Origin of the sequence: Burkholderia perseverans, from assembly GCF_022870505.1 — a bacterium.
Lineage (GTDB): Bacteria > Pseudomonadota > Gammaproteobacteria > Burkholderiales > Burkholderiaceae > Burkholderia > Burkholderia plantarii.
Map to the genome: position 1 here is coordinate 3415004 of NZ_CP045094.1, position 13377 is coordinate 3428380.

At 72.6% G+C, this 13377-nt stretch carries 14 protein-coding genes, 1 other RNA gene and 1 riboswitch; of the genes, 9 read left to right on the forward strand and 6 right to left on the reverse strand.

Annotated elements, in window-relative coordinates; genetic code table 11:
* The first annotated feature begins 13 nt into the window (after positions 1-13).
* The 4 genes from cobU (at position 14) to BpN12_RS29765 (ending at position 3912) form a co-directional block, all read left to right on the forward strand.
* Positions 14-610 (forward strand): bifunctional adenosylcobinamide kinase/adenosylcobinamide-phosphate guanylyltransferase, encoded by a 597-nt coding sequence (gene cobU, locus BpN12_RS29750; protein WP_246795729.1) that lies wholly within the window; start codon positions 14-16, stop codon positions 608-610.
* Positions 604-1548, forward strand: coding sequence for an adenosylcobinamide-phosphate synthase CbiB (gene cbiB, locus BpN12_RS29755; RefSeq protein WP_246795730.1), 945 nt, complete (start codon positions 604-606; stop codon positions 1546-1548). The genes cobU and cbiB overlap by 7 nt, the downstream gene beginning before the upstream one ends.
* Before the next feature lie 306 nt (positions 1549-1854).
* On the forward strand, positions 1855-2961 hold the full coding sequence (cobD, locus tag BpN12_RS29760) for a threonine-phosphate decarboxylase CobD (RefSeq protein WP_246795731.1): 1107 nt from the start codon (positions 1855-1857) through the stop codon (positions 2959-2961).
* A 3-nt stretch (positions 2962-2964) separates the two neighbouring features.
* Positions 2965-3912: a cobalamin-binding protein gene (locus BpN12_RS29765; protein WP_246795732.1), complete on the forward strand. Its 948-nt coding sequence runs from the start codon at positions 2965-2967 to the stop codon at positions 3910-3912.
* Between the two features lie 89 nt (positions 3913-4001).
* Here the strand turns inward: BpN12_RS29765 and cobC are convergent, their stop codons facing one another.
* The 6 genes from cobC to BpN12_RS29795 form a co-directional block, all read right to left on the reverse strand.
* Positions 4002-4595: an alpha-ribazole phosphatase gene (gene cobC, locus BpN12_RS29770; RefSeq protein ID WP_246795733.1), complete on the reverse strand. Its 594-nt coding sequence runs from the start codon at positions 4593-4595 to the stop codon at positions 4002-4004.
* On the reverse strand, positions 4580-5347 hold the full coding sequence (locus BpN12_RS29775; protein WP_246795734.1) for an adenosylcobinamide-GDP ribazoletransferase: 768 nt from the start codon (positions 5345-5347) through the stop codon (positions 4580-4582). The genes cobC and BpN12_RS29775 overlap by 16 nt, the downstream gene beginning before the upstream one ends.
* Before the next feature lie 13 nt (positions 5348-5360).
* Positions 5361-6416 carry a nicotinate-nucleotide--dimethylbenzimidazole phosphoribosyltransferase gene (gene cobT / locus BpN12_RS29780; protein WP_246795735.1) on the reverse strand — a complete coding sequence of 352 codons (1056 nt, stop codon included), beginning with the start codon at positions 6414-6416 and terminating at the stop codon, positions 5361-5363.
* Positions 6417-6492: 76 nt separating this feature from the next.
* Positions 6493-7353, reverse strand: a complete 861-nt coding sequence (locus tag BpN12_RS29785; protein ID WP_246795736.1) for an ABC transporter ATP-binding protein — start codon at positions 7351-7353, stop codon at positions 6493-6495.
* Complete coding sequence (locus BpN12_RS29790) at positions 7350-8354, reverse strand: FecCD family ABC transporter permease (protein WP_246795737.1); 1005 nt, start codon at positions 8352-8354, stop codon at positions 7350-7352. The genes BpN12_RS29785 and BpN12_RS29790 overlap by 4 nt, the downstream gene beginning before the upstream one ends.
* A gap of 51 nt (positions 8355-8405) precedes the next feature.
* Positions 8406-10355, reverse strand: a complete 1950-nt coding sequence (locus tag BpN12_RS29795) for a TonB-dependent receptor plug domain-containing protein (protein ID WP_246795738.1) — start codon at positions 10353-10355, stop codon at positions 8406-8408.
* Between the two features lie 75 nt (positions 10356-10430).
* Positions 10431-10706: riboswitch (cobalamin riboswitch) on the reverse strand.
* A 240-nt stretch (positions 10707-10946) separates the two neighbouring features.
* Here BpN12_RS29795 and BpN12_RS29800 point away from each other — a divergent pair.
* From BpN12_RS29800 to BpN12_RS29820, 5 genes are all read left to right on the forward strand, one after another.
* Complete coding sequence (locus BpN12_RS29800; protein ID WP_246795739.1) at positions 10947-11297, forward strand: coiled-coil domain-containing protein; 351 nt, start codon at positions 10947-10949, stop codon at positions 11295-11297.
* On the forward strand, positions 11294-11608 hold the full coding sequence (locus tag BpN12_RS29805) for a cell division protein ZapA (protein ID WP_015876748.1): 315 nt from the start codon (positions 11294-11296) through the stop codon (positions 11606-11608). Before BpN12_RS29800 ends, BpN12_RS29805 begins: the two co-directional genes overlap by 4 nt.
* A 65-nt stretch (positions 11609-11673) precedes the next feature.
* Positions 11674-11855: non-coding RNA, 6S RNA (ssrS, locus tag BpN12_RS29810), on the forward strand.
* Positions 11856-11969: 114 nt separating this feature from the next.
* On the forward strand, positions 11970-12431 hold the full coding sequence (locus tag BpN12_RS29815) for an EVE domain-containing protein (protein ID WP_246795740.1): 462 nt from the start codon (positions 11970-11972) through the stop codon (positions 12429-12431).
* Between the two features lie 218 nt (positions 12432-12649).
* Entirely contained in the window at positions 12650-13360 is a 711-nt protein-coding gene (locus tag BpN12_RS29820; RefSeq protein WP_246795741.1) for an SIMPL domain-containing protein, read from the forward strand.
* The last annotated feature ends 17 nt before the right edge of the window (positions 13361-13377 follow it).

A 13377-nucleotide genomic window follows, 5' to 3' on the forward strand; every position in this document is an offset into this window, starting at 1 on the left:
TTACAATCACGCGATGACTTCGCACGACCTCACCTTCGTCCTCGGCGGCGCGCGCTCGGGCAAGAGCGCGTTCGCCGAACGGCTCGCGGCCGACAGCGGCCGCGCCGTCACCTATGTGGCGACCGCCGCGCGGGTCGGCGACGCGGAATTCGACGCGCGCATCGCCCACCATCGCGCGCGCCGGCCCGCGTCGTGGGCGCTCGTCGAGGCGCCCGAGACGCTCGCCGAGGCGCTCGCCGCGCTCGACGATCCGCACGGCTGCGTGCTGGTCGACTGCCTGACGCTGTGGCTCGCGAACCTGCTCTGCCCGCCCGATGGCGCGAGCGTCTCCGACGCGGCGCTGGAGGCGCGCATCGGCGCGCTCGAAGCCGCGCTCGCCGCCTCGCGCGCGCGCGTGATCGTGGTCAGCAACGAGATCGGGCTCGGCGTGGTGCCGCTCGGCGCCGAAACGCGCCGCTACGTCGACGAACTCGGCCGGCTCAACCAGCGCATCGCCGCGCTGGCCACGCGCGTGACGCTGGTCGTGGCCGGCCTGCCGGTCGCCGTCAAGGACGCGGGCGAGGGCGGGACGACCGTGGCCGCGGCCACGCAGGCAGGCCCGCGATGCTGATGCTGTCGCTGCCCGTCGTCGCGATCCTCGCGGTCGCCGCGTTCCTGATCGACTGGCGGCTCGGCGAGCCGCGCCGCGCCCATCCGCTGGTCGGGTTCGGCAAGCTCGCCGCGCGGATCGAGGCGCGCCTGAACACCGGCGCGCGCGGCCGGCTGGTGGGCGTGACCGCCTGGTGCCTGGCCGTCGTGCCGCCGGTCGCGCTGGCGGCGCTTGGCATCGCCCTGCTGCCCTGGCCGTTCGCGATCGCGCTGCACGTCGCGCTGCTCTGGTTCGCGCTCGGCGCGCGCAGCCTCGCCGAACACATCGCGCCGATCGGCGCGGCGCTGGTGCGCGGCGACCTCGCCGACGCGCGCGTGCTGACCGCGCGGATCGTCTCGCGCGACACGCGCGACGCCGATGCGTCGGCGCTGTCGCGCGCGGCCGTCGAATCGGCGCTCGAGAACGGCAACGACGCGATCTTCGGCGCGCTGTTCTGGTTCGCCGTGGCGGGCGGCCCCGGCGCGCTGATGTTCCGGCTCGCCAACACGCTCGACGCGATGTGGGGCTACCGCACGCCGCGCCTGCTGCGCTTCGGATGGGCCGCCGCGCGCATCGACGACGCGCTGAACTGGGCACCGGCGCGGCTCACCGCCGCCAGCTACGCGCTGCTCGGCGACACCGCCAGCGCATGGCGCTGCTGGCGCACCCAGGCGCGCCACTGGGACAGCCCGAACGCCGGGCCGGTGATGGCCGCCGGCGCGGGCAGCCTCAACGTCGTGCTCGGCGGCCCGGCCGTCTATCACGGCGAGATCGAGTCGCGGCCCACGCTCGGCGCCGGCCGCCCTGCCGCGCCCGAACACGTGCGTGCCGCGCTGTCGCTGGTGACGCGCACTTCGATCCTGTGGCTCGCGCTGCTGCTCGCGTGCGGGGCGCTCGCGGTGGCGACGCATCATGGTTGATGCGGGCCGCCTACGCGTCTCGCGGCGAAAGATGCGGCGCCTGTCGACTTGCATGGCTCGCGCGGCAACGTCGCCACGAGCGTGCGATCCCGCCTTTGTCGATACCGACGCGCCGTGCCTGCTGCCGGCCGGCGCGCGTTCGATACGTCGGCGCCGGGCTGTCGCCGATGCCGCGTCCTCGGGACGAAGCCGAAGCCCGGACGCCACGCCGCCCCACGTTTCTTCCACCGTTGCCCGCGCCTCCATGGCAGCCCGCGTGTCTCGCCATCTTCGTCGTTCTTCATCCGGCAGCGCCCGCCTCAGCTCATGACCGAATCCGTCTTCACGCCGCCCGCGATCACGCACGGCGGCAATCCGCACGACGCGGCGCGCCGCTACGGCATTCCGGCCGAACAATGGCTCGATCTGTCGACCGGCATCAACCCGCTCGGCTATCCGGTGCCGCCGGTGCCGGCCGACGCGTGGCGCCGGCTGCCCGGCGACGACGCCCCGCTCGCCGCGCTGGCTGCCCACCATTACGGCGCGCCCGACGCCGCGCACGTGTTGCCCGTGGCCGGCAGCCAGGCCGCGATCCGCGCGCTGCCGGCGCTGCTCGCGCAAGGCACGGCCGGCGTCGCGCCGCTCGCCTACAGCGAATACGCGCCGGCCTTCGTGCGGCACGGCCATGCGATCGAACGCTTCGACGTCGGCACGGCGGTGCTGCCCGCCACGCTGCGCCACGTCATCGTCGGCAATCCGAACAATCCGACCGCCGAGCGCGTCGAGCGCGCACGGCTGCTCGACTGGCATGCTCAGCTCGCCGAACGCGGCGGCACGCTGATCGTCGACGAGGCGTTCGTCGATGCCGGCGAAGCAGCCACGACGCTCGCCGCCGAGGTCGGCCGCCCGGGGCTCGTCGTGCTGCGCTCGATCGGCAAGTTCTTCGGGCTGGCGGGCGTGCGCGCCGGCTTCGTGCTGGCCGAGCCGACGCTGCTCGCACGGCTGCGCGCCGAACTCGGCGCGTGGACCGTCAGCGGTCCCGCGCAGCACGCGGTGAGCGCCGCGCTGGCCGATGTCGAATGGCAGCGCGCCACGCGGGCGCGGCTGGCCCACGACGGCGCGCGGCTCGCCGCGCTGCTCGGCGCGCTCGGCATGACGGCGCGCGCCACGCCGCTGTTCTGCTGGACCGACGACGCGCGCGCCCACGCGCTGCACGAATCGCTCGCGCGGCGGGGCATCTGGACGCGCTTCTTCGCGCATGCGCCGAGCGTGCGGATCGGCCTGCCCGGCACGAAAGCCGAATGGCAGCGGCTCGCGGACGCGCTCGCGGGATTCGCGGCCGAGTCCACTGACTCAACCGCATCGTCGGCATCGGCAAGCTCGGCCGAACGGCTCGAATCGTCCACACCGGCCGGCGACCGGCCGGCGCGCTGAACGATGCGCGCACCACCGAATCCATTGGCATGGCCACGTCGCGCGGCGCGGTTCGCGAGCAGCCTCGGGCTTGGCCTCGCGCTGTGGAACAGCGCCGTCGCGCCGGCGGCAGCGGCGGCCGTCTCCGTGACCGACGACGCGGGCCGCACCGTCACGCTCGCCGCGCTGGCCCGGCGCGTGATCAGCGTCGCGCCGCACGCCACCGAGCTGCTCTACGCGGCGGGCGGCGGCGGCGCGATGGTCGGCGCGGTCGCCTACAGCGACTATCCGGACGCCGCGCGCACGCTGCCGCGCGTCGGCGACAACCGCTCGCTCGACCTCGAACGCATCGCGGCGCTGAAGCCCGACCTGATCGTGGTCTGGCGCCACGGCAACGCCGAGCGCCAGACCGCACAGCTGCAGGCGCTCGGCATCCCCGTCTACGTGAGCGAGCCGCGGCGGCTCGACGACGTGGCCGTGTCGCTCGACCGGCTCGGCCAGCTGCTCGGCACGCGCGAGGTGGCCGACACGGCGGCCGACGCGTACCGGCAGCGCATCGCGGCACTGCGCGAGCGCTATGCCGCGCGGCCGCCCGTGGACGTGTTCCTGCAGATCTGGGACCGGCCGCTGACGACGCTGAACGGCAGCGAAATCGTCAGCGACGTGCTGCGCCTGTGCGGTGGCCACAACGTGTTCGCGGCGCTGAAGCCAGTGGCGCCCACCGTGAACGACGAAGCGGTGCTGGCCGCGAATCCCGAGGCGATCGTCGCGACCGCGCAGGGCGCCACCGCCAGCGACGCGGCGCTGCCGAGCCTCGCGCGCTGGCAGCGCTGGCCACGACTGACGGCGGTCGCGCGCGGCAACCTGTTCGCGATCGACGGCGATCTGCTGACGCGGCCGACGCCGCGACTCGCGCTCGGCGCCGAACAGGTCTGCCGCGATCTGGAGACGGCGCGCTCGCGGCGGCCGTGAGACATCCAAACACGCCCGTCGTTCGGCAGCGCGATCAACGGCATAAACATCGCATCGCCCCGGCACGAATCGCCGAAGCGATCCCCTTCTCACCCCACCCGCTCGTCCCAGCACCGCAATCGCCAGCCCCGCGCGTCACGCCGGAATCCAACCCATCCGCCATGAGCGATCGGGCGCGTCAGCAAGCTGGCGAGCGGCACGCCGAGCCAGTGCGAGGCAAGCGCGCGAATCACGCCGGCATGCGTGATCACGAACACGGGCGGCGCGCCGGCGCCGCGCTCGAGCAATGCAGCAGCCGGCACCACGCGCGCGACGAACTGCGCCGCGCTCTCGCCGCCGTGCTCGCGCGCGCCCATCAGGTCGGCCTGCCAGCGGTCGAGCGCGGCCGGGCCGATCTCGTCCCAGGTACGCATCTCCCACGCGCCGAAATCGATCTCGCGCAGCCGCGGCTCGCTGCGCACCGTCACCCGCAGCGACGCGCCGAGCGCCTCGGCCACCGCCGCGCAGCGCCGCAGCGGACTCGTGACGATCTCGTCCGGCATCGCGAGGCCGCGAGCACGCAGGCGCCCGAGCAGTTCGGCCGCGGCGGCCGCCGCGTCGCCCGCGAGCGGCAGGTCGGTGGCGCCATAGCAGATGCCCGCCGCGACGGCCGGCGCCGGATGCCGGATCAGGACGAGGTCCATCCGAGCACCGTCAGGTAGATCGCGAGTTCGGACACCTGCTGCGCGAAGCCGAGGCAGTCGCCCGTGTATCCGCCGAGCCGGCGCCGCAGATAACGCGCGATACCGGCCCGCGCCACCAGCAGCACGGCCAGCGCGGCAAGCCCCAGGCGCCAGTCCGGCCAGCCCGGGCAGAACAGCCACGGCAGCCCGCACAGCGCGGCGAACGCGAACGCGCGCGCCGACATGCGCCGCGCGACCGGCTTGGCCTTGCCTTCCTCGCGCACGTAGTCGAGCGTGACGAGCAGGCTTACCGCGCCGACGCGGCTCGCCGCATCCGCGGCCAGCAGGGTCCAGGCCGCGCGCAAGGGCGGCAGCGCCGCGAGCGCCTGCCACTTCAGCGCGAGCGAGACCACCAGCGCGACCGCGCCGAACGTGCCGATCCGCGAGTCGCGCATGATCCGCAGCACGTCGTCGCGCGTATAGCCGCCGCCAAAGCCGTCGCAGCTGTCGGCGAGGCCGTCCTCGTGGAATGCGCCGGTCGCGACCAGCGTGGCCGCCATCGACAGCAGCACCGCGACGCCGCCCGGCCAGATCCGCGCCGCGGCCAGATAGACGGCCGCCGCGAGCGCGCCGACGCCCACCCCGACCAGCGGGAAATAACGCGCCGCGTGATCGAGATCGCCGGCCGCGTAGCCGATCCGCCGCGGGATCGGCACGCGCGTGAAATAGCCGAGCGCGACGAAGAAATAGCGGAATTCGGCGAGCCAGCGCATCGCACGTCCCGGCTTACGCGTCGTCGCGGTTCGCGACGCCGGCCGCATCGAAGCTGGCCATCTCGTTGACGAACGCGGCCGCCGCGCGCAGCAGCGGCAGCGCCAGCGCGGCGCCCGTGCCCTCGCCGAGCCGCAGGTCCAGCGCGAGCAGCGGCGCGGCGCCGAGATGGTCGAGCATGCGGCGGTGGCCCGCCTCGTCCGAGACGTGCGAGAACACGCAGTAGTCGCGCACGGCCGGCGCCAGTGCCGCGGCGGCCAGCAGCGCCGAGCTGGCGATGAAGCCGTCCACCACGATCGCCATGCGCGCCCGCGCGGCCGCGAGGAACGCGCCCGTCATCATCGCGATCTCGAAACCGCCGAACGCGGCCAGCACCTCGAGCGGCGTCCGCGCGTCGGCGTGCCGCGCGAGCGCCGCTTCCAGCACCGCGCGCTTGTGCGCGAGCCCGCGATCGTCGAGGCCGGTGCCGCGCCCCACGCACTCGGCGAGCGGCAGGCCCGTGAAGCGGCTCATCAGGCAGGCCGCCGCCGAGGTGTTGGCGATGCCCATCTCGCCGCAGGCGATCACGTTGGTGCCGAGCGCCGCATGGTGCGCCACGCGCGCCGCGCCGGCCGCGAGCGCCGTGCGCAGCTGCGCGTCGCTCATCGCGCGTTCGCGCGCGAAGTTGCGCGTGCCGGCCGCGACCGGCACCGACACCAGCGCGGGCGACGCCGGCAGCGGCGTGGCCACGCCCGCGTCGACGATCTCCAGCTCGCAGCCGCCGACCTTCGAGAACGCGTTGATCGCCGCGCCGCCGGCCAGGAAGTTCGCCACCATCTGCGCCGTCACGGCCTGCGGATACGGGCTCACGCCCTCCGCCGCGATGCCGTGGTCGGCCGCGAACACGATCGTCACGGGCCGCGCGACGCGCGGCGCGGTGCTGCGCTGGATGCGGCCCAGTTGCAGCGCGAGCGTCTCGAGCCTGCCGAGGCTGCCGGGCGGCTTGGTCCTGGTGTCGATCAGGTGTTGCAGCGTTGCCGTCAGCGTGTCGTCGAGCGCGTCGACGGTCGGGATCGGGTAGGTATCGTTCATGCCGGATTCGTTTCGGATAGCGGCCCGCGCGTGGATCGCGCCGGCCTCGGTAAGCGTGTCGGTGGCGGGGTCGCCGTCATGGCGCCGCCCGCCCCGGTTGCGGCTGCGCCGGCCAGGCCGGCACCAGCGCCTCGTGGCCGTCGCGCTCGATCAGCACCAGCGGGTAGCCGAACGCGGCGCTCGCGGCCTCGGCCGTCAGCACCTCGCGCGCGGGGCCGGCCAGCGCGCCGCCGCGGCCGTCGAGCAGCAGCGCGTGGGTCGCGAAACGGCGCGCGAGATTGAGATCGTGACACGAGAAAATCACGCTGCGCGGCGCGTCCTGCAGCCAGCGCACCAGCACGTCGAGACAGCCGGCCTGATGATGCAGGTCCAGATGCGCGAGCGGCTCGTCGAGCAGCAGCAGCGGCGCGTCCTGGCACAGCACGCCGGCCAGCGCGACGCGCTGGCGCTCGCCGCCCGACAGCGTCAGCACGTTGCGCGGCGCGAGCGCCGCCAGATCGAGCGCGGCCAGCGCCTCGCGCGCGGCGGCGCGATCGGCCTCGCGCTCCCAGCCCCAGCCGCCCAGATGCGGGAAGCGGTGCGCCAGCACCGTGTCGAACACGCTCGCCGCGAACGCGTCGTGGCGCGCCTGCGCCATCAACGCGCGGCGCCGCGCGAGCACCTCGGGCCGCCATGCGGCGAGCGGCCGGCCGTCGGCTTCGACGTGCCCCGCGTCCGGCTCGGCGAGGCCGGCCAGCACCGAGATCAGCGTGGTCTTGCCGGCGCCGTTCGGGCCGGCGATGCACCAGAGTTCGCCCGGGCCGAACGCGAGCGACAGCGCCTCGACCAGCGTGCGCGTGCCGGCCGCGAGCCGCAGCCCGCAGGCGCGCCAGCTGCCGGCATCGGCCGCCCTGGTCGCGTTGGCGGCTTGGGCCTCCAGGTTCGCTTGATCGCTCATGGCGCGGGCCGGCGCAGCAGCATCCACAGGAACACCGGCACGCCGAGCAGCGCCGTCATCGCGCCGACCGGCAGTTGCGCGGGCGCGATCACGGTCCGCGCCACCAGATCGGCACCCGTCACGACGGCGCCGCCGGCCAGCATCGCGGCCGGCAGCAGCATGCGCTGGTCGTTGCCGAACGCGAGCCGCAGCGCATGCGGCACCACCAGGCCGACGAAGCCGATGGTGCCGGCCGTGGTGACCGCGGCGGCGGCGGCCAGCGAGGCGATCAGCAGGATCCGCAGCCGCAGCCGCGCGACCGGCACGCCGAGCGCGGCGGCCGCGGTGTCGCCGCGCAGCAGCACGTTCAGCTGCGGCGCGACCGGCAGCGCGGCCGCCACGGCGCAAGCCAGCGCGCCGAGCGCGAACCACGGCGGCGCCGCGCTGCCGAGGTCGCCCGCGAGCCAGAACAGGATGCCGCGCAGGCGGTTGTCGGGCGCGATCGACAGCATCAGCGTGACGAGCGCGCCCCAGCCGGCCGCGATCACGACACCGGTCAGCAGCAGCCTCGGCGATGCGTCGCGCGCGTCTCCGGCGCCGCGCGCCAGCGGCCGGTACGTCAGGCCCAGCACCAGCGCGATCGACAGCAGCGCCCCGACGAACGAGGCCGCATCGACGAGCCACCACGCGGCGCCCGCGATCATCGCCGCCAGCGCGAAGCCGGCCGCGCCGCCCGACACGCCGAGCACGTAGGGCTCGGCGAGCGGATTGCGCAGCAGCACCTGCAGCAGCGCCCCGGCCAGCGCCAGCAGCGCGCCGCAGCCGAAGCCGGCCAGCGCGCGCGGCAGGCGCAGCGTGGTGACGATCTCGCTGGCGAGCGCGTCGCCGCCCGGCGCGAACAGCGCGCCGAGCGCGTGCCACGGCGTGATCGGCACGCTGCCGAGCGCCAGCGACGCGACCAGCACGAGCCCCGCCGCGAGCGCGAGCGCGGCCCAGATCGCGGCGGCCCGGCCGGGCGTCATCGGGGCGCCGCGCACGGGCATGCTCGCCGCGCACGCGGCCTGGTCGACACGCTACGGCTGCCGCCAGCCGATCGTGACGTAGGCGCCGCGGCGCGGCGTGTTGTACCCATACGCAAGCTGGTAATCCTTGTTGAACAGGTTGTCGAGATGCGCGCTCACGTACCACGCTTTCGTGATGTCGTAGCGCGCCGTCAGGTTCACGATGCCGTAGCCGGCGAGCGGCTCGCCGCTGTCGTCGCGCGCGCCGCTCACGAGCCATTCGCCGCCCACGCGCCAGCCGCCGAACGCGCGGTTCGCCGAGAACGACGCGAAGTGCCGGGCGCGGCGCACCAGATCCTGGTTCGCGCTCTCGTCGACGGGATTCTGCAGCGTCGCCGACGCGCGCAGGTCGGTCTTGCCGAGATGCCCCTGCCATGAGCCCTCGATGCCCTGCACCTTGGCGCGTCCGACGTTCTGCGCGGTGTAGACGAAGCCGGTGGCGTCGGGCACGTACTGGATCAGGTTCGTGTAGCGCGTCTGGAACAGGCTCAGGCGCATCACGCCGAGCGCGTCCGAGGCGTACTGCAGCGCCGCTTCCACCGAATGGCTGCGTTCCGGCTGGATCGCGGGATTGCTCGCGCCCGGGAAGTACAGGTCGTTGAAGGTCGGCGCGCGAAACGCATCCGAATAGCTGGCCGTGACCTTCCAGTGCTCGCTCAGGTCGAGGCCGTAGCCGAGATAGTAGCTGTTCGCGCCGCCGAAATCCGAATACTGGTCGCGCCGGACGTTGGCCTGGAACCGGCTGTTGCCGAAGCGTCCCGTGTAGCCGAGCCAGCCCGAATTGACGTGGCGCTGCGGCGCCGAATACTCGTCCGAATCGAACGCCTGGTCGAGCCGCTCGTAGCCGGCCTGGATGGTCTGGTCGCGCGCGAGCCGGAAATCGTTCTGCCAGGTGTACTGGCGGTTGTCGGTGTTGAAGTGGTCGGTGTAGGCGCCGTTGAGCCAGGACTGGCTGCGGTCGTTGCCGGTCGAGACGCGCAGATGCGTGGTCCACCAGTCGGCCAGCTTGCCGTCGGCGAACACCGAGATCTGCTGCACGCGGCTGTACAGCGTGTTGACGTCGGCGGGCAGGCCGAATGCATTGTCGTAGCTGTTCTCGCCGTTCGACTGGAAGTAGGTGACACCGGCCGTCCAGCCGTTCGCGAAGCGGTGCTTGAGCGCGGCCGAGACGCTCTCGGCGAGGTTGCCGTTCGCGTTCGGGTTCGCGCCCGGCTGCTGCGCCGGGTTCAGCGCGGAGAAGCCGTCGGTCTTGTCGCGCGAGAGCGCGAGCGAGAACGTGGTGCGGCCGTCGGCATCGAGCCGGCCCGATACGCCCGCGTCCTGCGACTGCGTGTGATAGCTGCCGTAGCCGGCCGAGAACCAGAAGCGCGGCGGATGATCGCCGCCGTCGCGCGTGAACACCTGCACCACGCCGCCGATCGCACCCGAGCCGTACAGCGACGAGACGTTGCCGTTGACCACCTCGACATGATCGATCTGCTCGAGCGGCAGCTGGCTGATCTGCGCGGCGCCGAGGCTCGCGGAATCGACGCGCACGCCGTCGATCAGCACCAGCGACTGGGTCGATTGCGCGCCGCGCAGGAACAGCGCGGTGCTGGAACCGGGGCCGCCGTTGCGCACGATCTGCGCGCCGGGCGCGAGCGCGAGCAGCCCGGGCAGGTCGGTCGCGCTGCCGCCGTCGATGTCCTCGCGCGTGAACAGCGTGGTCTGCGGCAGCGCGTCGGCGAGCTTCTGCGGACCGCGGCTCGCGGTCACGACGACGGAGTCGAGCGCGACCGGCACGGCGGCGTCGGTCGACGCGGCGGCCGTGCCGGCAGCCGGTGCCTCAGTCGGCGCGGATGCAGCCGAGGACGAAGACGCAAGCGGCGTGGCTGCAGCGGCAGGCGCGGCGGCCTGCGCCCACGCGAGGCCGGGCAGGCCGCAGAACGCGGCGAGCGTGGCGCGAACCAAACGGGTACGCATCGGAAACATCCTGTTGACCAGCGCGGCCCCCGCTTCCCCGCAGGTTCCGCCTCACGGAAACGGCGCACGCGGGCGACACGCTTCCCCGCTCCGGCCGGTATCCGGGCTGGCGACCACCGGCCCCGCCTTCCCGCGCGGCAGCGCGCAGTGGCCACGGCCATCCGTCGTCGCGCGAGCGGGACAGCCGATTTCGAGGGGCGGTTCGCGTCATGACCGAGGCACGGTCGACGCGGTCGCTTACCGTTGCGGGGGCAGCGCAGGTTGGCGCGCCCGCATCGGCGGCTTCCTGCTTCCCGTTTAACCGCGTGCGACGCCATCTCGCACGCATGCACCGAAGCGGCGCCAGTGTAGGAGCGGGTCTTCCGAGCGTCAAGGAACGCGCGGCGCGCGTTTGCGGCAGACACGCCATACCGCGTGCCTCACGGCCGATCCCCGCCCCGCTGCGAACAATCCGCCGGCATCGCACGCATCACGCGTCACTGGCGACGCATTTCGCGGCAAGAAGCGGGGGTGTTACGTCTGGATACGTTACAAAAGTCGGAACGCCGGAGTTTCCGCGCTAAAATGCCCGGTCTTTAGAGGACGCAGCAGATGCTCAACGAACTCGAAACCCTATCCCAGAACATTGGCCGCCTGATCGCGCTGAACCAACGCCATCATACGGAACGTCTCGCGCTCGAGGAGCAAGTCGCGCAGCTGCGTGCGCAGGCCGAAGCCGTGCGCGTCGAACTCGACCAGCTGCGCGAGGAACGCAACGCGCTGGTGGCCGAACGCGACACGCTTTCCGCGAAGATCGACGACGCCCAGGTGAAACTGAACGCGATCCTCGAAAAGCTGCCGCGCACGAAGCAGACCGCCGACGGCGAGAGCCAGCTCGACCTGCTCGACGTGCCGGCCGAAGCAGCGAGCAGCGGCGCGGCCAGCCACGGAGAACATGCATGACCACCAAGCAGATCGAAGTCTCGATTCTCGGCCAGGCGTATCGCCTCGCGTGCTCGCCGGAAACCGAAGCGGCGCTGCTCGAGGCGGTCGCGCGCGTGGACGCCGAGATGTCGAAGATCCGCACCAACAGCTCGGTGCGCGGCACCGACCGGATCGCCGTGATGGCGGCGCTGTCGCTGGCCTCGGAGTTGCTTCGCCTGCAACAGAGCGTTCGTCACGGAGAAGCATTTCCCGCCGAGGAAATCCGGCGTACAATGCGCCACATGAACGAACAGCTCGGCGCGGTACTGGCCCAGCACGAAGCGCGGTAAGCCACCAGCGGTTCGGTTCGAGCGGTTTTGCGGTAATGATGGTTTTTGTTGGAACGATTTACTCAGCTTCCCTGCCTGGTTCGCCAAGGTCATATATTCCTTGAACCAATGCCATGTGCACGGTTGCGGAAATTTGTAGCACGGGCGCGCGCGTCACTCTGTCTGATGTACCCGAAGTGCTGCTAACTGCGACCAATTCTGAACCTCAGGTTCAGGATGCCGGCCTAGCGGCCAAGGCGGGGACCTATTCGACGGCATCGGACTTTGTCCGATGCCGTTTTTCATTGGCGCCACCGCTTTCCCGCGGCGCGCGGCCTGCCCCTCCCCGCGTTCCCTGTCTCTCTGTCCCCGCGGAGCCTCCATGCAATTCTGGCTGATGAAATCCGAACCGGACGAGGCGAGCATCGACGATCTCGCCGCCGCGCCGCAACGCACGCTGCCGTGGACCGGCGTGCGCAACTATCAGGCGCGCAACTTCATGCGCGACACGATGCGGGTCGGCGACGGCGTGCTGTTCTACCACTCGAGCTGCCCCGAGCCGGGCATCGCCGGGCTCGCCGAGGTCTCGTCCATGCCGTATCCCGATCCGACCCAGTTCGACGCAAACAGTCCGTACTACGATCCGAAATCGAAACCGGACGCACCGCGCTGGACGCTGGTGGACGTGCGCTTCGTGAGGAAGACGGCGCTCGTGCCGCTCGCCGCGCTGCGCGAGCATGACGAACTCGCCGAGATGCGCGTGCTCGCCAGGGGCAACCGGCTCTCGATCACGCCGGTCACGCGCGCCGAATGGCGCTTCATCACCGAACGGCTGATGACGTGAAGCCCGCGCTGCCGCGCCGCTCGCAACGCCGGCCCGGATATCGGCCGGATGGCAGGCGCGGCGCCGGAACTCGGCGTGTCTTTCATCGGCCTAACGTTCGCGCAAACGGGCGGAACCACGGGCGGCAACGCCGCGTCGTCCGTTTGCCTCGACACGACGCACGGCACCGCGAACGCTCGCACGCTCGCGGCAGCCGCGCACCAACCGGAGCTCATACGATGAAAAAAACCGCTGCCGCACTGGCGCTCGCGATGTCCACCCTCGCCCTCTCCGTGGCCCCGGCCGCCCGCGCGCAGGTCACGCCGCCGCCCGCCGGCGTGCTGTCGCTGTCGGCCCAGGCCAGCACCGACGTGCCGCAGGACGTGGTCGACATCACGCTGTTCTACGAACAGGAAGCAAAGGACCCCGGCAGCCTGACGGCCGAACTGAACCGCCGCGCCGACGCGGCGCTCGCGCGTGCCCGCGGCGTGTCGGGCGTGAGCGCCCACACCGGCGGCTTCTCGGTGTACCCGAGCACCGACCGCGACGGCAAGATCTCGGCCTGGCGCGGCCGCACCGAGGTCGTGCTCGAATCGCGCGATTTCGCGGCCGCCTCGAAGCTGGCCGGCGACCTGTCGAGCTCGCTGCAGGTCGGCAACGTCGCGTTCTCGCTGTCGCCCGAAGCGCAGCGCGCGGCCGAGCAGAAGCTGACCTCGCAGGCGATCCAGTCGTTCCGCGATCGCGCGGCCGAGGCCGCGAAGGCATTCGGCTACAGTGGCTTCGCGATCCGCGAGGTGAACGTGGGCGGCGGGCGCAGCGTGCAGCCGTATCCGCGCATGATGGCGATGGACGTGGCACCGATGGCCGCGAAGGCCGCCGCGCCGATCGCGGTCGAGGGCGGCAAGGCCACCGTCACGGTCAACGTCAACGGCTCGGTGCAGATGAAGTAAGCGTCACCGTCAAGCGG